This is a genomic window from Streptomyces sp. NPDC037421 (assembly GCF_055602105.1).
The window spans coordinates 181936-203046 of sequence record NZ_JBVJWV010000011.1 but is presented as its reverse complement, the minus strand read 5'-3'; the positions used below and the strand labels follow the sequence as shown (position 1 = coordinate 203046).

The following is a 21111-nucleotide window of genomic DNA, read 5'->3' as shown; positions in this document are numbered from 1 at the left end:
TCAGCCTTTCACTCCTGTCAGGGTGACTCCCTCGACGAACGCCTTCTGGGCGAAGAAGAAGAGGACGATCACCGGGGCCATGACGAGCACCGTCGCCGCCATGGTCAGGTTCCAGTTGGTGTGGTGCGCCCCCTTGAAGGACTCCAGGCCGTAGCTGAGCGTCCAGGCGGCCGGGTTGTCCGAGGCGTAGATCTGCGGGCCGAAGTAGTCGTTCCAGGCGTAGAAGAACTGGAACAGGGCGACGGCCGCGATCGCGGGCCTCGCCATGGGCAGGACGACGCGCAGCAGGGTGCGCACCTCGCCGCAGCCGTCGACGCGGGCCGCGTCCAGGTACTCGTCGGGGATGGTCAGCAGGAACTGCCGCAGCAGGAAGACGGCGAAGGCGTCGCCGAAGGCCAGCGGGACGATCAGCGGCCACAGGGTGCCGGACAGGTCGAGCTGCTTCGCCCAGAAGAGGTACATGGGGATGACGGCCACCTGCGGCGGCAGCATCATCGTGGCGATCACCAGGAGCAGCGCGAGCCGCCGTCCGCGGAAGCGGAACTTGGCGAGGGCGTAGGCGACGGGCAGTGAGGACGCCACGGTCAGTACGGTCCCCAGCCCCGCGTACAGCAGGGAGTTGCGCCACCAGGTCAGGAAGCCGGGGGTGTGCCAGACCTGCGCGTAGTTGCCCCATTCCCAGGTGCGCGGCCACAGCTCGCGGGTGAGTGCCTGCTGGTCGCTCATCAGGGAGGTGAGGAGGACGAAGACGAAGGGGAGGACGAAGAACAGGGCGGCGGCGACGGCCAGGGAGTGCACCCCGATCCAGTGCAGCACGGCCTTGCGGCGGTGGCGGCGTACGTCGGTCATCGGTCACCGGCTCCGATCAGTCCGCCCCGCCGGCGCATCAGGAGCGCGGTGAAGGCCATGGAGAGGGCGAACAGCACCAGGGCCAGGACGCAGGCGGAGCCGTAGTCGAAGCGCTGGAAGCCGAGGTGGTAGACCGTCTGGGGGAGGGTCAGCATGGATTTGTCGGGGTAGCCAGGCTCGGCCTGCTGGCCGGAGCCGCCGATGACCCCGGCGGCGGCCTTCGAGGCGACCGTCGGCTGCGTGTAGTACTGCATGGCCTGGATGACCCCGGTGACCACGGCGAACAGGACGACCGGGGAGATGTTCGGCAGGGTGATGTGCCGGAAGCGGGCCCAGGCCCCGGCCCCGTCCAGCTGGGCGGCCTCGTACTGCTCCTTCGGTACGTCGAGCAGCGCGGCCATGAAGATCACCATCAGGTCGCCGGCCCCCCACAGGGCCAGGGCGGTGAGCGCGGGCTTGGACCAGCCGGCGTCGGTGAACCAGCCGGGCGCGGGCAGCCCGGCGGCGTCCAGCAGGGTGTTGACCGGGCCCGTGCCGGGGTTGAGGAGGAAGACGAAGGCGAGGGTCGCGGCCACCGGCGGGGCCAGGTAGGGCAGGTAGAACAGGGTCCGGAAGAGGCCGGCGCCGGTCTTGACCTTGGTGACGAGCAGTCCGACGCCGAGGCCGAAGACGACCCGGCAGCTCACCATGACCACGACGAGCCACAGGGTGTTGCGCATGGCCGGCCAGAAGAGCGGATAGTCGGTGAAGACGTAGCTCCAGTTCTCCAGGCCGTTGAAGACCGGGGGCCGGAAGCCGTCGTAGCGGGTGAAGGAGAAGTAGACGGTGGACAGCAGCGGGTAGGCGAAGAAGACGGCGAAGCCGATCAGCCAGGGCGACAGGAAGGCGAGGGTCCGCAGGGCGGAGCGCCGGTGCCTGGCCCGCAGGGCGGCGGTGTTCGGGGCGTTCGCGGCAGGGGTCATCGGGGGCTACTCGGCCTTCGCGATGTCCGTGTCGATCTGCCGGTCGGTCCTGGCGAGCCCGGCGGCGAGGTCGGGGACGTCGCCCTTCTCGACGGCGTACGCGAAGTCCTGGAAGGTCAGCTGGTAGGCGCCGCCGTCGGCCCGGGCGGGGGTGGTGTTCGACTTCGGGTGCCGGGCGATGTCGAGGAACGTCTTCGACTCGGGGGTCACCTGGAGCTGCGGGGAGCCGAGCGCGGCCAGTGTGGAGGGCACGTTGTGGATGGCGTTGGCGAAGGCGACGACGGCCTCGGTGTCGGTGGTCATGTACCGCACCAGCTCCCAGGCGGCGTTCTGCTTCCGGCTCGCGGAGGAGATGCCCATGATGGTGCCGGAGAGGTAGCCCTTGCCGTAGTCGGCCCGCTGGTCGTCCGGCACGGGCAGCGGGGCGGTGCCGATCTCGAAGGGGACGCCGGCCGCCTTGGCCATGGCCGGGCGCCACTCGCCGTCGATCTGCATGGCGACGAGCCCCTTGTGGAAGGGGTGTTCGGGGCTCCACTCGTCGCCGAAGCCGGCGCGGAATCGTTCCAGCTTCTCGTAGCCGCCGAGCTTGGACACCAGGTCCTTCTGGACGGTCAGCATCTTCGCGAAGCCCGGGTCGCCGGCCAGGTTCGACTTGCCGTCGGCGGTGAAGTAGGCGGGGCTCCACTGCGCGGCCAGCCGCATCGGGGTGGTCTCGTAGCCGTGGAAGGTGGGCATCACGCCCAGCTGTTCGTACGAATCCCCCTTGGGCTTGGTGAGCTTCTGCGCGACCTCGGCGAACTGGCTCCACGTCACGGGCGGTTCGGTGATCCCGGCGGCGGCGAACGCGGTCTTGTTGTAGACGAGGCCGTACGCGTCGTGCAGCAGCGGCAGGGTGCACTGGTTGCCGTTGTACCGCGTGTACTCCAGCAGGGTCGCGGGGAAGACCTTCGCCTTGTCGATCCCGGACTTCTCCAGGAAGGGGCCCAGGTCGGCGAAGGCGCCGGAGTTGCAGAACTTGCCGACGCTGTCGGTGGCGAAGGAGGAGACCACGTCGGGGGCCTTGTCCCCGCCCGCGCGCAGCGCCTGGTTGATCTTGGCGTCGGTCATGTTGCCGGTGGCCCTGACCTTGATGTTCGGGTGCGCCTTCTCGAAGCGGGCGATGCTGTCCTGGATGGCCTTGACCTCGGAGGGGGCGGACCATCCGTGCCAGAAGCTGATGGTGACGTCGGCCTTCGGGTCGTCGGCGGCGGTGGCGCCGCTCTGGCTGGTACAGGCCGTGGCGAGTACGGATATGGCGGCAAGGGCGGCCGCGGTGGTGGTCAGGCGTGCGGCTCGGGGCATGGTGGTGCTCGCTCTCTGGGGGAGAACTCCGGATGAGGGGTGCCGGGGCGCTGTTGCGGGAGGTCCGCGGCGGGATGGCGCTCCGGCGGGAGGGGTCTGCGGTGGGCGGGTTACGGGGCTGCCGTGGGCGGATTACGGGCGGGAGGTGTCGAAGACTTCCTCGCGGGTGGCGGCCAGGGCGCTCTCCAGGGCGCCGCGCAGCACGGGGTGCTCGCGCACCTCGCCGGTGACCAGCCGCGGCCGGGAGGGGGCCAGTTCGGCGAGTTCGTCCTCCAGCAGGGCGCGCAGCGGGTCGCCGCCCGCGGTGATCAGGGCGCCCGACAGGACCACGATCTCCGGGTCCAGTACGGCGACCAGCGAGGCCAGACCGGTCGCGAGCGCGGTGGCGTACGACCGGAGGAAGGCCAGGCGGGCTCCCTCCGGCGCGGCGGCGGCCCGCCGCAGCAGCTCTGCCCCGGCGGCCACCTGCGCGGCGTGCGGGGTGTCGGGGGCGGAGCCGGGGCCGAGTCCGGCCGCGGCGGCGAGCGCGGGCAGCACCTGCGCGCCGGCCAGCTCCTGGTAGCCGCCGCTGTTGGCCCGGGCGACCTGGCGTACCAGGGGGTGGCCGGGCACGGGCAGGAAGCCCACCTCGCCCGCGCCGCCGGTCCAGCCGCGGTGCAGCCGCCCGCCGAGGACGAGGGCGGCGCCGAGGCCCTCCTCGTTCCAGAGCAGGACGAAGTCCTCGTGGCCGCGGGCCGCGCCGAGGCGCTGCTCGGCGACCGCGGCGAGGTTCACGTCGTTCTCGTACTCGACCGGCAGGGGCAGGGCCGCGGCCAGCTCGTCGAGGAGGGTGGGGGAGTGCCAGCCGGGGAGGTGGCTGGCGTAGCGCAGCCGCCCGGTGCGGGGGTCGAAGGCGCCGGGGGTGGCGATGACCAGGCGGTGCAGGTCGGGCAGGGCCAGCCCGGCGTCCTCCAGGGCCCCGCCGAGGGCCCGGGTGACCTGGCCGACGGCGTCGGCGCCCTCGGTGTAGGGGAGCTCGAAGCCGCCGACCACGGTGCCGGTCAGGTCGGCGACGGCGGCGAGCACCCGGTCGGGGGTCACGTCGAGGCCGCCGACGTGGGCGGCGCGGGCGTTGAGCGCGTACAGCTGGGCGTTCGGGCCGGGGCGGCCGCCGTCGGTGCCGGTGGCGACGACGAGCCCGGCTGCCTCCAGCCGGGCGAGCAGCTGGGAGGCGGTGGGCTTCGAGAGTCCGGTGAGGTGTCCGATCCGGGTCCGGGACAGGGGGCCGTGCGCCAGCAGCAGCTCCAGGGCGGCGCGGTCGTTCATGGCGCGCAGCAGGCTGGGTGTTCCTGGAGTGGCGGCGGGCATGGCGGGGTCCCTCCCTCACCGAGGAGAACTGTTAGGTAAGTTTCCTATTGGCTTCCGAGGTGTGTCAATGCCGCTGCCCCGCCGGAAACGACCGGCGGGGCAGCGGGTTGGGTGGGGGCGAGGGCGGCGGGCCCTACTGCTTGGGCAGCCGGACCCCCGGCGCGGGCGCCTGCGGTATCGGGGCGGTGGCCAGGGACTGCGGCGAGGCCGGGTTGGCCAGGGCCGAGGGCGCCGCGACGGCCGCCGCCGTGTCGGCCGGGGCCGCCTCGTCCTCGCCGGGGGCCGGTGCGCCGCCGATGATCCGGATGCCGGCCGCGTCGAAGGCGTCCTTGATCCGCCAGCGCAGCTCGCGCTCCACCGCGAACTGCTGGCCCGGCATGGTCTTCGCCGACACCTTCACCGTCATGGAGGCCAGCAGCACCTCGTCCAGGCCCAGCACCTCCACCGGGCCCCACAGGCGCTCGTCCCACGGGGTCTCCTTCGCCAGGGTGTCCGCGACCTCCTGGACCACCTCGCGGATGTGGGCGAGGCTCTCCGTCGGCTTGACCTGCACGGCCACGCCCGCGGTCGCCCAGCCCTGGCTCAGGTTCCCGATGCGCTTGATCTCGCCGTTGCGGACGTACCAGATCTCGCCGTTGTCGCCGCGCAGCTTGGTCACGCGCAGGCCCACCTCGATCACCTCGCCGGAGGCCACCCCGGCGTCGATCTTGTCGCCGACGCCGTACTGGTCCTCCATGATCATGAACACGCCGGAGAGGAAGTCCGTCACCAGGTTGCGGGCACCGAAACCGATCGCCACACCGGCCACACCGGCACTCGCCAGCAGCGGCCCCAGGTCGATCTTGAGCGCCGCCAGGACCATCAGCGCGGCCGTACCGAGGATCAGGAACGAGGACACCGAACGCAGTACGGAGCCGATCGCCTCCGAGCGCTGGCGGCGCCGCTCGGCATTGACCAGCAGCCCGCCCAGCGCGGTGCCCTCGACGGCCTCCGCGCTGGAGTTCATCCTGCTTATCAGCTTGGTCAGGGCCTTGCGGACCACGGTACGGAGCGCCACCGCGATCACGATGATCAGCAGGATCCGCAGACCGATGCTCAGCCAGGTGGCCCAGTTCTCCTCGACGAAGCTCGCGGCGTTCGTCACGCTCTCGGCGGCGTCGTCGGTGGTGGACGCTGCCTTCGGTAGCAGGGTGGCGGGCGAGGGCACGGCGGGAACCTCCAGGGCATAGCGGTCCGCCCGCGGAACGGTCGTCGTGCTGACAGTGCGGGCAGGCCATCCACACTAACGGGGCACGGGACCGACCTCGTTGCGTTGTTCGAGGGAGAGACCGGACTCACCTGGGGATGAAAGGGAGTGTGGTTGAAAACACCCCGGGCCCGTTACCGGCGCGTGGTGGCGCTTCGACCAGCCGTAAGGGGAGACTGAGAGCAGATCGTCCCGGCGCGAGCCACGCGCCGCCGGCGTACAAGGAGGCAGTCCGTGCCGCACGTCCTGGTCCTCAACGCGTCGTACGAGCCCCTCGGCGTCGTACCGCTCCGCCGCGCGCTCGTCCTCGTCCTGGAGAACAAGGCAATCTCCCTGGAGGAATCGGGCGCCTTCCTGCACAGCGCGACACGCGCCGTCCCCGCTCCCAGCGTGGTCCGGCTCAAGCGCTTCGTGCGGGTCCCCTACCGGGGGCCCGTTCCACTCACCCGCCGCGCGCTGTTCGCCCGCGACGGCGGCCGCTGCATGTACTGCGGGGCCGTCGCCACGAGCGTGGACCACGTCATCCCGCGCAGCCGGGGAGGCCAGCACGCCTGGGACAACGTGGTCGCCGCGTGCCGGCGGTGCAACCACGTGAAGGCGGACCGGCACCTGCTGGAACTGGGCTGGCGCCTGCGCCACCAGCCGGCTCCGCCGTCGGGACTGGCCTGGCGGATCATCGGCACGGGGCACCGGGACCCGCGGTGGATGCCGTACCTCCAGCCGTACGGGGCGCAAGACGCGCTGGAGCGCATCGGGGCCACGGCTTAGGGGTGTCCGGCGGATCAGGGTCGGACACCCCCTAGGCCACCCCCCCTTCCTCACGCGCGGCTCGGCCGCGGGCGGCGCGTCAAGAAGGAGGAACCACCGCCTGGGCCGTCGCCGACCAGAGGCTGCAGCCGAAGCGCGTCGCGCGGCGGTCGCACGTCACGCGGAGGTAGCGCGTGTCCGGCGCGTCCAGGCGGACCGCGTCCACCCCGCCCCGGGAGGACACCACCGCGCCCGGGTGCCACGTCACGCCGTCGCGGGACGTCTCCACCCGGAACTGCGAGGGGTACGCCTCCTGCCAGTGCAGGGTCACCAGGCCCACCCTGGCCGGGGAAGCCAGTTCGGCCTGCCACCAGGCGCCGTCCACCGCCGGGGACGACCAGCGGGTCGCGGCGGAGCCGTCCACCGCCGCCGACGCCGGGAACTGCGGGGCCTCGTCCCCCGAGGAGGCGGCGCGGGCCCCGCGCAGCAGGTCCGGGCCGCCGGTGCGCGGCACCGCCCGGACGGTGAGCACCCGCACCTCCCCGTCGAAGGCCAGCGGGACCTCGTACACCCCGGACGGGGTGCCCGCCGCGACGGTGACCTCCACCGGGACGGCGACCGTCGCACCCCGGGGCACCGCCACGTCCTGCGGCAGCCGGACCTGGACCCCGGCCGGCGGGGCCGCCGTCAGCGGGCCCCGGAACTCCCCGGGCCGCAGCCCGGACAGCTGCGCCGTCACCGTGCGCGCGGCGCCGCCGGCCTCCACGTCGGCCCGGCCCCCGTCGGCCAGTTCGAAGCGGGCCCGCGGACCGTCCGCGAACCACGGGACCACCTTGTGCACCACGGGGTCCGGGCCCGCCCACGACAGCCGGACCGCGTCCGCCCGTACGCCGCCCGCGTCGGCCTGCGTCCAGCCGGACACCGCCGCGTCGGCCAGCCGGCGCCAGCCCTCGCCGGGCACGTGCACCTCCACCGCCGCACCCCGGGCGCCCGGCGCCAGCGGGTCCGTCATCACCGTGACCGCGGCGAGCGGCCGCGCGGAGTCCAGCCGGACGGTGTGGGTGCCGGGTCCCCGCCGCACGGTGCCGTCCTTGCGGGCCGCACCCGTCCAGGCGTCCGACTCCGCCGCCGCCTTCGCGAGGAAGGGGTCCAGCACCGAGGCGTCCACCCGCACCCCGCCCGGTTCCGCCAGCTCCTCCCGCGCCGCCGCGAGTTCCCGCGAGGCCTGCCAGGCGGCCGCCCCGTCGCCCCGGGCCTCGGCCCGCAGCAGGTCGACCGCCAGCTCGCCCGCGGCCCCGTACCGCGACAGCCGCTCCAGCCACGGCCCCGCCTCCGCCGCCACCGGCGCGTCGAGGCGCTCCGGGGCTTCCCGGAGCACGGTGAACGCCGCGCGCAGCCGCTCCCCGGCGGCCTTGTCCCCGGCCGCGCGGGCCCGCCAGAACTCCTCCACCAGCGGCTTCAGATAGGCCGACTCCTCCACCTTCAGGCCGGAGGAGGCGGTGTTCCCCGCCAGCGCCGCCAGCGCGGCCCGGGTCTTCGGGTCGGGGCCGGACAGGTCGCGCACCGCCGCCGCCCACGACTCCCCGGCCCGGTAGCCGCGCGGGTTCCAGGCGTAGTCCGCCGCCGTGAACAGCGGGATCCGCGACAGGGTGCCCTGCGCCATCGCGTTGGCCAGCACCCCCGCCGAACCGCCCGCCACCGCCGGATCGCGCCCGGCGTACGGGCCCAGGAAGATGCGGCCCGGGTCCCAGTCGTTGACCGGGTAGTTGTCCATGGTGACCAGCGGGTGCGCGAGCGCCGCCCGCGCCCCGGCCAGCTCCCTGCCGGTGATGGTGCGCGGCACCACGCCCACGCCCGTCCAGGCCACTTCCACCCTGGGGTCCAAAGCCCCGGCCAGAGCCGTCCGGTAGGTGGTGGCGCCGTCCTGGAAGTACTCCGTCGGCAGCAGCGACAGCGGAACCGCCCCCGGATGCCGCGCGGCCAGGTGCGCGGCCAGCTCGCCCGCCACCTCGGCGTGCGCCTTCGCCGCCGCCGCGGGGCCCGTCCCGTACCGCACCCGGTCCGCCCGGCAGCCCCACTCGGTGTAGCTGACGTCCTGGAACTGCACCTGGAACGCCCGGAAGCCCAGCTCCCACATGGCGTCCGCCTTGCGCAGCAGCGCCGCCCGGTCGTCCGCCGACGCGAGGCACATGGACTGCCCCGGCGCCACCGCCCAGCCCAGCACCACCCGGTTGGCGCGGGCCCGTTCGGCCAGCGCCCGGAACTCCTCCTGCCGTTCGCGCGGGTACTCCTCGCGCCAGGCCGTGGTGCGGTACGGGTCGTCGCCGGGCGCCAGCAGCATCCGGTTCTGCTTGGTGCGGCCCAGGAAGTCCAGCTGCGCGAGGCGCTGTTCCCGGGTCCAGGGCTGCCCGTAGAAGCCCTCGGTGATCCCGCGCACGGGCGCGATGGGCCAGTCCCGCACCAGCATCCCGGGCACCTTGCCGCGCCCGGCCGCCAGCAGCTGGCGCAGCGTCTGCGCGGCGTGGAACAGCCCGTCCTCGCCCACCCCGGCCAGCGCGACCGTGTCCCGCCCGCCGGCCCGGCCCACCGCCAGCCGGTACCCGCCGGCCGGCAGGTCCCCGGCCGGGGCCGCGCCCAGCGACAGCAGGGCCTCCTCGGCGTCCGCGCCCTGGAGCCGTACGACGAGGGCCCGTTCGGGCAGTGCCGCGCCCGGGGGCCGCTCGTGCAGGGTCCGCACGCCGGCCGCGCGCAGGGCGGTGCGTACGACCTCGGCGGCGTAGGGGTCCACGTCGAACGGGAGCACCATCACGGCCTCCGCCGGCACCGGCAGCTCCCGGCCCGGATCGGCGGTCGCCGACTGCGGGCGCGGCCACACGGCCGGACCCTCGGAAGCGGCTCGGGGAACGTCGGAGCCCGGGTCGATGACGGGCCCGAGTCCCGCGGTGAAGACGGGAGCGGACCCGCTGTCAGGACGCGGGGAGCCCGAAGTCCCGGGCGCCGCGCCGATCCGCGGCGGAGCCGAGGCGACGGCCCCGCCGAGGAGCGTCCCGATCACCGCGACGGCTGCGGCCGTGGTCCGCTTCCTGCCCCTGAGCTGCACGGAGCCTCCCCCGTCCCGAGTCGTCCCCCGACCGTGTGAACGAGCCCGAGCCCACCACCCGTCCGGCGGGGGTGTCAATGCGCGTGGGGTGATCTGACCTGGAACCGCCAGGAATGCGATGCCCCTGACTGGGTATGGCTGCGGTGTTCGCCGCGGGTGTTGCATGGGCGGTCCGAAGAACCGCAGCGCGGTCCCGAGAACCGCACGGCGGTCCGAAGAACCGCACGGCGGTCCGAAGAACCGTAGAGGGAGGACCTCATGAACGCCCGCACCGCGTCCGGCAACCGCAGGAAACCCGCCCCGCTCGCCCACCTGCCGGTCCCGTCCGGCCCCGCCGACGAGCCGGCCGCCGACGCCGCGCACCCGCCGCTGACCAGTGAACCCCCGCTGGCCGGTTCCGCGTACGCGCCCCTGACCAGTGAGTCCCCGCTCGTCGCCGAGGCCCCCCTCACGAGCGAGCCGCTCACCTAACCCCTCACCCAGCCAAGGATGACGATGGACGACCTCGCCCGGCTCGCGGCCCTCTACGGCGTCGCCACCTCCTACCAGCCCGCCGAGGACGTCACCGTCCAGGTGCCCGAGGACACGGTCCGGGCCGTGCTGGGCCTGATCGGCGTCCCCGTCGACACCCCCGGGGAGGTGCGGGAGAGGGCGGACCGGGCCGAGCGGGAGCGGGCCGGGCGGCTGCTCCCGCCGACGCTGGTGCACTGGCGGGGCGAGCCCGCCCCCGGGGCCCTGACCGCGCTGCCGGCCGGGACCCGGGTGCGGGTGACCCTGGAGGACGGGGCCGGGCAGGCCGACTGGCACCCCGGCCTGCCCCTGGGGGTGCACCGGCTGACCGCCGAAGCACCCGGCGGGCGCAGCGCCTCCGCCACCCTGATCGTGGCCCCGGACCGGGCCCCGGCGGCGCCCGGCCGCGCCCACGGGCTGCTCGTCCAGCTCTACTCCCTGCTCTCGGAGCGCTCCTGGGGCATGGGCGACCTCGGCGACCTCGCGGAGCTGGCCCGCTGGGCGGCCCGCACCCACGGTGCCGGGTTCATCCAGGTCAACCCGCTGCACGCGGCCTTCCCCGGCACCCCGAGCGACCCGTCCCCCTACCGGCCCTCCTCCCGCCGCTTCCCGGACCCGGTGCACCTGCGAGTCGAGGACCTGCCCGAGTGGGAGGCCTGCCCGGACCGGGACGCCCTCGCCGAACTCGCCGCCCGCGGCGGGGAACTGCGCCGCGAGGTGCTGGAGAAGGGGGCGCTGATCGACCGGGACGCCGTGTGGGCCCTCAAGCGCGCCGCCCTGGAACTGCTGTACGCCGTCCCGCGCACCCCCGCGCGGGAGGCCGCCTACCGGGCGTTCCGCGCCGCGCAGGGAGAGGGGCTCGCGGCGCACGCCGCCTGGTGCGCGGCCGCCGCCGGGGAGGCCCCCGAGGAGCGCGCCGACTTCCACTGCTGGCTGGTCTGGCTGACGGACACCCAGCTGACCGCCGCCCAGCGGGCCGCGCGGGAGGCCGGGATGGAGGTCGGCATCGTGCACGACCTGGCCGTCGGGGTGCACCCGGACGGCTCGGACGCCCGTACCGGCTCCTTCCACGCCGGCAGCGCCTGCGTCGGGGCCCCGCCGGACGCCTTCAACGCCCGCGGCCAGGACTGGGGGCTGCCGCCCTGGCGGCCCGACGCCCTGGAGGAATCGGCGTACGCGCCCTTCCGGGCCCTGCTGCGCGGGGTGTTCCGGTACGCGGGGGCGGTACGCGTGGACCACGTCATGGGCCTCTTCCGGCTCTGGTGGATCCCGGACGGCACCCCGGCCGCGCAGGGCACGTACGTCTCCTACGACGGCGAGGCGATGCTGGCCGTGCTGGTCCTGGAGGCGCACCGGGCCGGGGCGCTGGTGGTCGGCGAGGACCTCGGGACGGTGGAGCCGCAGGTGCGGCGGGCGCTGGCCCGGCGCGGGATCCTCGGCACATCGGTGCTGTGGTTCGAGCGGGACTGGGCGGGCGGCGGCGAACCGCTGCCGGCCGGGGCCTGGCGGTCGCAGTGCCTGGCCACCGCCACCACCCACGACCTGCCGCCCACCGCCGCCAAGCTGGCCGGCTCCCACGTCGAACTGCGCGACCGGCTGGGCCTGCTGACCCGCCCTCTGGACCTGGAGCGCGCCGAGGACGCCGCCGACACCGCCGAGTGGCTGGCGGTGCTGGACCGGCTGGGGCTGGAGACCAAGGGCGAGGAGGCCGCCGTACGGGCCCTGTACGCCTTCCTGCTGAGCACGCCCGCCCGGCTGGTCGGCGTGTGGCTGCCCGACGCGGTGGGGGACCGGCGGCCGCAGAACCTGCCGGGCACCTGGGACCAGTACCCCAACTGGCGGCTGCCGGTCGCCGACGCGGAGGGGCGCCCGCTGACCCTGGAGGCGCTGACCGCCTCACCCCGGGCGAACGCCCTGCTGAGCGCGGTGCGGGAGGGGGCGCAGACCCGTACGGCACCCCCGGGCGCGCGCCCCGTTTAGGTGTTCGCTACGTTTGCACCGTGGACAAGAAGAACGCTCTGCGCGCCGGCGCCGTCACGGCCGGAACGACGCTGATGATGCTGCTGATGACGTCTCCCGCCCTCGCGCTGACCCGCGACGACGGCGACGACCCGGGCCCGGGCCTGAGCATTGGCGAGACGCTCGGCCTGTTCGTGGCCGCGCCGATCGTGCTGTTCCTGGTCATCGCGGGTCTCGTGATGGTCGGCGACAAGTCGCGCAAGAACCAGGCCTGACCCGACCGGGCAGGTCCCTTCATCAAGACTTCCGGGCGCCGGAGGTCCGCGGAACCGGTGTGAGCCGGTCCCGACGCGGCCTCCGGCGCCTTGGCGTACCCGGAAGCGTCCCGTGCCGCGCTAGGACACGTCGGCGAGCAGCTTGCGCAGCATCCCGGTGAGCTGTTCGACCTCTTCGGGGTCGAAGCCCTCCAGGGCCTGGCGGTGTACGGCCAGGCCGGCGGAGACCGCCTCGTCGGCGAGGGCGAGCCCCCGGTCGGTGAGGGTCACCTGGAGCCCGCGCCGGTCGTGCGGGTCGGGGCTGCGGGTGAGCAGTCCGGCCTTCTCCAGTTTGTCCAGGCGCCCGGTCATCCCGCCGGTGGTGAGCATCAGCGTGGCCGACAGCTGGCGCGGGGAGAGGGTGTACGGGGCCCCGGAGCGGCGCAGCGTCGCGATGACGTCGAACTCGCCCCGGCTGATGCCGTAGCCGTTGTAGGCGCGCTCCACGGCGTCTCCGACGGCTTTGGCGATCCGGTAGATCCGGCCGAAGACGGCCATCGGGGTGGTGTCCAGGTCCGGTCGTACGGCGGCCCACTGCGTGGTGATCGCGTCGACGGCGTCCGGCGGGGCGTCCTTCTTCACCTCGGTCATAACTGAAGTATCCGGTTCCGGTCGCTCGTTCGCAAGAAAGTAGCTTGCGAAAAAGTAGCTTAGGAGTAAGCTACTTATCAGCGACCTACTCGGGGAGGTCCGGGGACGGGCCCCCGGGTAGGTCGCGGCCAACCCGCACCTGCCAGCCCATCCTCATCTGCCCGAGGAGTGACCGTGAACCGCGTCACCACCACCATCCTGACCGCGCTCGCCCCCGTCTCCTGGGGCTCGACCTACTTCGTCGCCAGCGAGCTCCTGCCGGCCGACCGGCCCCTCTTCACCGGGGCCATGCGCGCCCTGCCCGCCGGCCTGCTCCTGGTCGCCCTCTCCCGCGTCCTGCCCAAGGGCGCCTGGTGGTGGAAGTCCGCGGTCCTCGGCACCCTCAACATCGGCGCCTTCTTCCCGCTGCTCTTCCTCTCCGCCTACCGGCTCCCCGGCGGCGTCGCCGCCGTGCTGGGCTCGGCCGGGCCGCTCTTCGTCGTGGGGCTCGCCGCCCTCCTCCTGGGGGAGCGGGCCAGGCTGCGGACCGTGCTCGCCGCCGTGGTCGCCGCGTTCGGCGTGAGCATGGTCGTGCTGACCGCCGAGGCGAAGCTCGACCTCATCGGAGTCGTGGCCGGCGTCGTCTCCTCCGCCTCCATGGGCGCGGGCACCGTGATGACCAAGCGCTGGGGACGCCCCGAGGGCGTCGGCCCGCTGGCCGTGACCGGCTGGCAGCTCACCGCGGGCGGCCTGGTCATCATCCCGATCGCCGCGCTGGTCGAGGGGGCGCCGCCCGCGCTCGACGGCAAGGCCTTCCTCGGCTACGGCTACATGATGCTGATCAACACCGGGGCCGCGTACTTCCTCTGGTTCCGAGGCATCGGCCAGCTGACCGCCACCTCCGTCACCCTGCTCGGCCCGCTGTCCCCGCTCACCGCCGCCGTCATCGGCTGGGCCGCGCTCGGCCAGGCCCTGTCGCCCGTACAGCTGGTGGGCATGGCCCTCGCCTTCGGCGCCACGGTCTTCGGCCAGCTCCCGGGCCGGGCGGCGAAGGCCAAGGTGGAATCGTTCAGCAAGACTGAAGAAACCGATCGAAATCTTTCGATGGACCTGGGCAAAGCGAAGGTGTGAGAGTGGGCCCACGACCCACACCACACTCTCAGGGGGAAACCACCAGTGACCGTCATGGCCCGCATCCGCACCGCACCCACCGCCGCCGGCACCCTCGCCGGCGGCGGCGCCGTTGCCGGAAACAAGGCGAGGAAGGGAGCCGCCGGACTCGGCGTACTCCTCGCCCTGGTCGCGACGGTCGTCTGGTCCGGCAGCTTCGTCGCCACCCGGGGCATGGCGGACACCGTCCCGCCCGTCCAGGCCGTCTTCTGGCGGTGGATCATCGCCGCCGTCGCGGTGACCCCCTTCGCCGCCCGCCAGGCCTGGCAGCAGCGGGCCCTGCTCCGCAAGCACCTCGGCTACATCGGCCTCGCCACCCTCTTCGGCGTCACCCTCTACAACACCCTGGTCCACCAGGCCGGACTGACCACCTCCGCCTCCAACATGGGCATGATCATGGCGGCCTCGCCGGTCGTCATGGCCCTGTACGCCCGCCTCGACGGTGAGCGGCTCGGCGCCCGGCGCTCCTTCGGGATGCTGCTCGCGGCCTTCGGGGTGCTGCTGCTGGTCGGTGACGGCTCGCTCGGCTTCGACTTCGGAGCCGGCGACCTGTGGATGTTCGGCGCCGCCCTCTCCTTCGCCACCTACAGCGCCCTCCTGAAGCGCAAGCCCGCCGAGATCGGCGGCCTGGCCTTCCTCCTCACCACCTTCGTCCTGGGCGCCCTGATGCTGGCCCCCGCGTACGCCGTCTCCCTCACCGTCCAGGGCGGCTTCGAGGCGACCCCCCACACCGTCGGCCCCCTCCTCTACGTCGGTGTCTTCTCCTCCGCCGTCGCCTTCTTCGCCTGGAACAAGGCGATCTCCCTCATCGGGGCGGCCCGCGCGGGAGTCGTCTACTACCTCCAGCCGGTCTGCGTCGCGGTCCTCGGCCTGCTCCTGCTCGGCGAGCGCACCGGCCCGGCGCAGCTCCTGTGCATGGCGCTGATCCTGGGCGGAGTGGCCTTCGGCACCACGGCCCGCCGGTAATTTCCTCCCCGTGACCGACTGGGACATCAAGAAGCTCCGCATCCTGCGGACCCTGGCCGACCAGGGCACCGTGACCGCGACGGCCGAGGCGCTGCACATGACGCCCTCGGCCGTCTCGCAGCAGCTGACCAACCTCGCCCGCCAGCTGGGGGTGCCGCTCCTCGAACCCCAGGGCCGCCGGGTCCGCCTCACCGATGCCGCCCACCTGGTCCTGCGCCACACCGAAGCCGTCTTCGCCCAGCTCGAACGCGCCGACGCCGAACTCAGCGGCTACCTGGCCGGCGAGGCGGGGGAGGTCCGCATCGGCGCCTTCTCCACGGCGGTCCCGGTCCTCGTGGTCCCGGCGGTCGCCGCCCTCAAACTCAGCCACCCGGGGATCGAGGTGAAGGTCCAGGAGACCGAAGCCGCCGAGTCCTACGAACTCCTCTCCGCCGGCGCCGTGGACCTGGCCCTTTCCCTCGCCGCACACGCCCCGACCGCCCGGGACGCCCGCTTCACCCGGATCACCCTCCTGGAAGACCCCCTGGACGTGGCCCTCCCTCCGGACCACCCCCTGGCGGCCGCCCCCGTGCTCCGCCTGGCGGACCTTTCGGCGGACCGGTGGATCTACGGCGGCAGCGGCCCCTGGTCGCAGATCACCCGCTCCGCGTGCGAACCGGCGGGCTTCGTCCCGGAACAGGCCCACTCGGCCTCCGGCTGGACCGCGATCCTGGCGATGGTGGAGGCGGGCATGGGCGTGGCCCTGGTCCCCCGCATGGTCTCGGCCCGAGCCTCGGGCGTAACGGTCCGCACCCTCACCCACGACCGCCCCACCCGCCACGTCATCGCCGCCCTCCGCCGAGGCACGGAAGCCGCCCCGGCGGTCTCCCGAGTCCTGACGGCCCTCCAGACCGCCGCGACCGCCCTCGCCTGAGGGGGTATCGGGGGGCGGGGTTTCGGCTGGGCGGTCTCATGGCCGGTTTGGGGGTTTCCCGGCAGTCCCATCGTCCTTCCGTGTCGTGCCGGTCCCTCAAGGGCGCTCCCTTCGGTCGCGTCGCTACGCGATCGCCTTCGGCGACCCTTGACCGACCGACCCGCCCCGGAAAGCCGAAAGACTGCCGGGAAACCCCCAAAAGAACGGCACGGTCCATGGTTGGAGGGGCGGGTCCGTCAGCGATGAGGCGAGGGGCCGGGCCCCGGCCCGCCGGGCATCCGGGCCCTCAGCGTCCCGATTCCGGGCCAGGGGTCCGACTACCCGCACCACATGCCGATCAGGGCCCCCTGCGGAGCACCCAGACGCAGCAGATCGCTACGCGCTCCTCTTTTCTCGGCGCCCGACGGCCGCCTTGGGTCGATACCCGCACCTCATGTTGATCAGAGCAGCCTGGGAAGCGGATGGGCGCGTCAGATCGCTACGCGCTCCTCATTGCCTGACGTCCGACGGCCGTCTCGGGCTGGTCGTTTGACGGATCATGGCACCCGTCCTGGGTCGCCACGGCGGGCACGATTCGCCGATGACGCACCACGGCGAGGAACTGTGGAGCTCAGCCGAGACAGCAGGGAGAGCAATGCCCAGGCGTGACTACGAAGACGACCCCAGCGCCCCGCCGGCGAACAGCCTCGTCCCGGCAGCCTCCGCCGTCGTGGTGGACGACGACGGCCGAGTACTGCTTCAGCGCCGCACCGACAACGGAATGTGGGCCCTTCCCGGCGGCATGATGGAACTCGGCGAGTCGATCGGCGACTGCGCGGTCCGGGAAACCCGCGAGGAAACCGGCATCACCATCGAGATCACCGGCATCGTCGGCACCTACACCAACCCCGGCCACGTCCTCGCCTACGACGACGGTGAGGTCCGTCAGGAGTTCTCCATCTGCCTGCTCGCCCGGCCCACCGGGGGCACCCTCCGCGCCTCCGACGAATCCTTCGAAGTCGCCTGGTGCACACCCCACGAGACCGATGAACTCCCCATGGTCCCCAGCATCCGCAAACGCCTCGACGACTGGCGAGCCGGCAACGGTCCAGCCATCCGATGACGACCGCCAGACGCCGAGACCGGAGGAGCGCGTAGCGATCTGTCGCGCCCATGCGCTTCTCGCGCTGCTCTGATCAACATGAGGTGCGGGTATCGGCCCAAGACGGCCGCCGGACGCTGAGACGCGAGGAGCGCGTAGCGATCTGGTGCGTCTGGGGGCTCCTCGGGCCGCTCTGGTCGGCATGTGGTGCGGGTAGTCGCGCCCCTGGTCCGGGATCGCGGATATGGGGCCCGGATGCCCGGCGCGCCGGGCCCCGTCCCCTCGTCTCATCGCTGACGGACCCGTCCCTCCGACCATGGACCGTGCCGTTCTTTTGGGGGTTTCCCGGCAGTCTTTCGGCTTTCCGGGGCGGGCCGGTCGGTCAAGGGTCGCCGAAGGCGATCACGAAGTGACGCGACGAAGGAGCGCCCTTGACGGACCGGCCCGACACGGAAGGACGATGGGACTGACGGGAAACCCCCAAACCCTCCCTGAGACCGCCCCAGGGGCTACCGCTCCCCGGCCACCCCGCCCCGCACCCGGGGAGGCGGGTGGGCAACCGCCGCCCGGCCCCGGGGGGTCGAGGGGGAGATGGCGGGCCCGCACCGTGACCCGAAACGGGACGGCCCCCGCCCCCCCGGCAGGGGGGCAGGGGCCGTGCCGGCAGGGCCCGTCAGGCCTGGGCCGCGCCCGCCGCCGCGTCCGCGGACTGGGCCTTCAGGGCGCGCTCGACGCCCGAGCGGGACTCCGAGACCAGGCGGCGCAGGGCGGCGTTCGGCTCGGCCGAGGCCAGCCACGCGTCCGTCGCGTCCAGGGTCGCCTGCGACACCTGGAGCGACGGGTACAGACCGACCGCGATCTGCTGCGCGATCTCGTGGCTGCGGCTCTCCCAGATGTCCTTGACCACCGCGAAGTACTTCTCCGCGTACGGCGCGAGCAGCTCCCGCTGGTCGGTCTGGACGAAGCCGCCGATCACGGCCTCCTGCACCGCGTTCGGCAGGTCGGCCGACTCCACCACCGAGGCCCAGGCCTCCGCCTTGGCCTCGGCCGTCGGCCGGGCGGCCCGCGCCGTCGCCGCGTGGCGCTCGCCCGCGGCGGTCGCGTCCCGCTCCAGCTCCGCCGCGATCGCGGCCTCGTCCGCGAGACCCGTGGCCGCCAGGCGCTCCAGGAACGCCCACCGCAGCTCCGTGTCCACGACCAGGCCCTCGACCTCGGCCGAGCCGTCGAGCAGCGCCGCCAGGTAGGTCAGCTGCCCTTCGGTACGGGCCGTCGCCGCGAAGGCGCGCGCCCACGCCAGCTGGTGGTCACTGCCCGGCTCGGCCGCGCGCAGGTGCTCCAGCGTGGCCTCGGTCCAGACGGCCAGGCCCTGGTCCCGCCACGCCGGGTCGGCGTACAGGTCGACGGCCAGCTTCACCTGGCGGTGCAGGGACTGCACCACACCGATGTCCGACTCCTTGCCGATGCCCGACAGGACCAGCGCCAGGTAGTCGCGCGTGGCCAGCTCGCCGTCGCGCGTCATGTCCCACGCCGACGCCCAGCACAGCGCCCGCGGCAGCGACTCGGTGAAGTCGCCCAGGTGCGCGGTGACGTTCGCCAGCGAGACCTCGTCCAGGCGGACCTTGGCGTACGACAGGTCGTCGTCGTTGAGCAGCACGACCGCCGGACGGGCACGTCCCGCCAGCTCCGGCACGGCCGTCCGCTCGCCGTCGATGTCCAGCTCGATCCGGTCCGTGCGGACCAGCTTGCCGCCCTCCAGGTCGTACAGGCCGACCGCGATGCGGTGCGGGCGCAGCACCGGCTCGCCCTTGGCACCGGCCGGCAGGGCCGGGGCCTCCTGGCGCACGGCGAACGACGAGATCAGACCCGACTGATCCGTCTCGATCTCGGGCCGCAGCACGTTGATGCCGGCGGTCTCCAGCCACGCCTTCGACCAGGCGGTCAGGTCGCGGCCGGAGGTCTCCTCCAGCGCGCCCAGCAGGTCCGACAGGCGCGTGTTCCCGAAGGCGTGCGCCTTGAAGTACGCCTGCACGCCCTTGAAGAAGGCGTCCATGCCCACGTACGCGACGAGCTGCTTGAGCACCGAGGCGCCCTTGGCGTACGTGATGCCGTCGAAGTTGACCAGGACGTCGTCCAGGTCGCGGATGTCGGCCATGATCGGGTGCGTGGACGGCAGCTGGTCCTGCCGGTACGCCCAGGTCTTCATGGAGTTCGCGAACGTGGTCCACGCGTGCGGCCACTTCGAGCCCTCGGCGTAGGCCTGGCAGGCGATCGAGGTGTAGGTGGCGAACGACTCGTTCAGCCACAGGTCGTTCCACCACTCCATGGTGACGAGGTCGCCGAACCACATGTGGGCGAGCTCGTGCAGGATGGTCTCGGCGCGCACCTCGTACGCCGCGTCCGTCACCTTCGACCGGAAGACGTACTGGTCGCGGATGGTGACCGCGCCGGCGTTCTCCATCGCGCCCGCGTTGAACTCCGGCACGAAGAGCTGGTCGTACTTCGCGAACGGGTAGTCGTACGCGAACTTCTCCTGGAACCAGTCGAAGCCCTGCCGCGTCACGTCGAAGATCGCGTCGGCGTCGAGGAACTCGGCGAGCGAGGGCCGGCAGTAGATGCCGAGCGGCACGGACTGCCCGTCCGGGCCCTCGTACGAGCTGTGCACCGCGTGGTACGGGCCGACGATCAGCGCGGTGATGTACGAGGAGATGCGCGGGGTCGGCTCGAAGGCCCACACCCGGTCCTTCGGCTCCGGCGTCGGGGAGTTCGAGATGACCGTCCAGCCCTCGGGGGCCGTCACGGTGAACTGGAACGTCGCCTTCAGGTCGGGCTGCTCGAAGCTCGCGAAGACGCGCCGCGCGTCCGGCACCTCGAACTGGGTGTACAGGTACGCCTGCTGGTCGACCGGGTCGACGAAGCGGTGCAGGCCCTCGCCGGTGTTGGTGTAGGCGCAGTCCGCGACGACACGGAGCTCGTTGGCCCCGGCGGCCAGGTGGTCCAGCGCGATCCGCGAGTCGCGGAAGACGGCGGCCACGTCCAGCGACTTGCCGTTCAGGACGACCTCGTGCACGGCCGGCGCGACCAGGTCGATGAAGGTCCCGGCGCCTGCCTCGGCCGACTGGAAGCGCACGGTGGTCACGGACGGGTAGGTCCCGCCCTCCTGCGCGCCGCTGAGATCGAGTTCGATCTCGTACGAGTCGACGGTGAGCAGCTTCGCCCGCTGCTGAGCCTCTTCACGGGTGAGATTCGTGCCAGGCACGCGTTCATCTCCTTTGATGGTGACGTTGCCCCGCCATCCTTCCACGCGGGCCGGGCCGCCGGGCGGGACTAATCCAGAGGCGAACACGAGGTCCGATTTCCGCCGGACCCGGCCGGGCCCGCCCGCGCACTCTGGACCCATGACCGCACACCCCGCACCCCTGACCGCGCACACGGCCCTCCCCATCCCGCCGGCCACCCTCACCGCCCTGCGGGCCCGCGACGACGCCGGGCGGCCCGGCCTGCCGTACGAGGACCCCGAGGGCGGAGCCCCGCTGCGCTGCTGCCTGCGCCGCAGCCGCCCGGGGGAGCTGATCGCCCTCGTCTCCTACGCCCCGCTGAGGCGCTGGGCCGCCGGGACGGGCGTCGACCCGGGCGCGTACGACGAACAGGGCCCGGTCTTCGTCCACGGTGCCGACTGCGAAGGACCTGCCGCCGGGTCCGGCCACCCCTTCGCGCAGGCCGGAGCCCTGCGCACGGTCCGCCGCTACGACTCCGCCGGCCGCATCCTCGGCGGTCGTCTCCTCACCCTCCCCGAGGCCGCCGACGAGGCGGTCGAACAGGCGCTGGGGGATGCCTTCGCCGACCCGCGCACCGCGCTCGTGCACGTCCGCGCGGTCGAGTTCGGCTGCTTCCTCTTCGAGGTACGCAGGCCCTGACACGCCGGAGGGGGGGGGGGGGGGGGGGGGGGAGGCCCCCCCCCCCCCCCCCCGGGGGGGGGGGGGGGGGGCAGCTCTTGTAGCACCACCCCCAACGTTGTTTGGTTTTTTTCTGGGGTCTC

17 protein-coding genes are annotated in these 21111 nt (G+C 73.3%); 9 read left to right on the top strand and 8 right to left on the bottom strand.

Features of this window, described 5'->3' with window-relative positions; all coding sequences use genetic code 11:
• From ACZ7IF_RS18890 to ACZ7IF_RS18870, 5 genes are all read right to left on the bottom strand, one after another.
• Entirely contained in the window at window positions 1-849 is an 849-nt protein-coding gene (locus ACZ7IF_RS18890; protein WP_470972466.1) for a carbohydrate ABC transporter permease, read from the bottom strand.
• A complete protein-coding gene (locus ACZ7IF_RS18885; protein ID WP_470972464.1) occupies window positions 846-1811 on the bottom strand; it encodes a carbohydrate ABC transporter permease in 966 nt (321 codons plus the stop codon). Before ACZ7IF_RS18885 ends, ACZ7IF_RS18890 begins: the two co-directional genes overlap by 4 nt.
• Window positions 1812-1817: 6 nt before the next feature.
• Entirely contained in the window at window positions 1818-3152 is a 1335-nt protein-coding gene (locus tag ACZ7IF_RS18880) for an extracellular solute-binding protein (protein ID WP_470972462.1), read from the bottom strand.
• A 132-nt stretch (window positions 3153-3284) separates the two neighbouring features.
• Window positions 3285-4499: an ROK family transcriptional regulator gene (locus tag ACZ7IF_RS18875; protein ID WP_470972460.1), complete on the bottom strand. Its 1215-nt coding sequence runs from the start codon at window positions 4497-4499 to the stop codon at window positions 3285-3287.
• Window positions 4500-4632: 133 nt separating this feature from the next.
• Window positions 4633-5706 (bottom strand): mechanosensitive ion channel family protein, encoded by a 1074-nt coding sequence (locus tag ACZ7IF_RS18870; RefSeq protein WP_470972458.1) that lies wholly within the window; start codon window positions 5704-5706, stop codon window positions 4633-4635.
• 273 nt (window positions 5707-5979) lie between these two features.
• On the opposite strand from ACZ7IF_RS18870, the gene ACZ7IF_RS18865 reads away from it, so the two are divergent.
• On the top strand, window positions 5980-6513 hold the full coding sequence (locus ACZ7IF_RS18865; protein WP_388938867.1) for an HNH endonuclease: 534 nt from the start codon (window positions 5980-5982) through the stop codon (window positions 6511-6513).
• 79 nt (window positions 6514-6592) lie between these two features.
• Here ACZ7IF_RS18865 and ACZ7IF_RS18860 read toward each other — a convergent pair whose 3' ends face one another.
• On the bottom strand, window positions 6593-9592 hold the full coding sequence (locus ACZ7IF_RS18860) for a beta-N-acetylglucosaminidase domain-containing protein (protein WP_470972455.1): 3000 nt from the start codon (window positions 9590-9592) through the stop codon (window positions 6593-6595).
• Between the two features lie 258 nt (window positions 9593-9850).
• Between ACZ7IF_RS18860 and ACZ7IF_RS18855 the strand changes: the two genes are divergently transcribed.
• From ACZ7IF_RS18855 to ACZ7IF_RS18845, 3 genes are read left to right on the top strand one after another with little or no spacing between them, the layout of a single operon-like run.
• Complete coding sequence (locus ACZ7IF_RS18855; protein WP_470972453.1) at window positions 9851-10063, top strand: hypothetical protein; 213 nt, start codon at window positions 9851-9853, stop codon at window positions 10061-10063.
• Between the two features lie 18 nt (window positions 10064-10081).
• On the top strand, window positions 10082-12082 hold the full coding sequence (locus ACZ7IF_RS18850) for a 4-alpha-glucanotransferase (RefSeq protein WP_470972451.1): 2001 nt from the start codon (window positions 10082-10084) through the stop codon (window positions 12080-12082).
• Window positions 12083-12102: 20 nt separating this feature from the next.
• On the top strand, window positions 12103-12336 hold the full coding sequence (locus ACZ7IF_RS18845; protein ID WP_385770679.1) for a hypothetical protein: 234 nt from the start codon (window positions 12103-12105) through the stop codon (window positions 12334-12336).
• Between the two features lie 120 nt (window positions 12337-12456).
• Here the strand turns inward: ACZ7IF_RS18845 and ACZ7IF_RS18840 are convergent, their stop codons facing one another.
• On the bottom strand, window positions 12457-12966 hold the full coding sequence (locus ACZ7IF_RS18840; protein WP_470972449.1) for a MarR family winged helix-turn-helix transcriptional regulator: 510 nt from the start codon (window positions 12964-12966) through the stop codon (window positions 12457-12459).
• A gap of 168 nt (window positions 12967-13134) precedes the next feature.
• Here ACZ7IF_RS18840 and ACZ7IF_RS18835 point away from each other — a divergent pair, with 168 nt between their 5' ends.
• The 4 genes from ACZ7IF_RS18835 (at window position 13135) to ACZ7IF_RS18820 (ending at window position 17096) form a co-directional block, all read left to right on the top strand.
• Window positions 13135-14076, top strand: coding sequence for an EamA family transporter (locus ACZ7IF_RS18835; protein ID WP_470972447.1), 942 nt, complete (start codon window positions 13135-13137; stop codon window positions 14074-14076).
• A 45-nt stretch (window positions 14077-14121) separates the two neighbouring features.
• Complete coding sequence (locus ACZ7IF_RS18830) at window positions 14122-15081, top strand: DMT family transporter (protein ID WP_470972445.1); 960 nt, start codon at window positions 14122-14124, stop codon at window positions 15079-15081.
• Between the two features lie 10 nt (window positions 15082-15091).
• Complete coding sequence (locus ACZ7IF_RS18825) at window positions 15092-15994, top strand: LysR family transcriptional regulator (protein WP_470972443.1); 903 nt, start codon at window positions 15092-15094, stop codon at window positions 15992-15994.
• A 634-nt stretch (window positions 15995-16628) separates the two neighbouring features.
• Window positions 16629-17096: an NUDIX hydrolase gene (locus tag ACZ7IF_RS18820; RefSeq protein ID WP_470972441.1), complete on the top strand. Its 468-nt coding sequence runs from the start codon at window positions 16629-16631 to the stop codon at window positions 17094-17096.
• Between the two features lie 652 nt (window positions 17097-17748).
• Here ACZ7IF_RS18820 and pepN read toward each other — a convergent pair.
• Window positions 17749-20331 (bottom strand): aminopeptidase N, encoded by a 2583-nt coding sequence (pepN, locus tag ACZ7IF_RS18815; protein WP_470972439.1) that lies wholly within the window; start codon window positions 20329-20331, stop codon window positions 17749-17751.
• Window positions 20332-20470: 139 nt separating this feature from the next.
• Here pepN and ACZ7IF_RS18810 point away from each other — a divergent pair, with 139 nt between their 5' ends.
• Complete coding sequence (locus ACZ7IF_RS18810; RefSeq protein WP_470972437.1) at window positions 20471-20989, top strand: DUF1203 domain-containing protein; 519 nt, start codon at window positions 20471-20473, stop codon at window positions 20987-20989.
• Window positions 20990-21111: the final 122 nt, after the last annotated feature.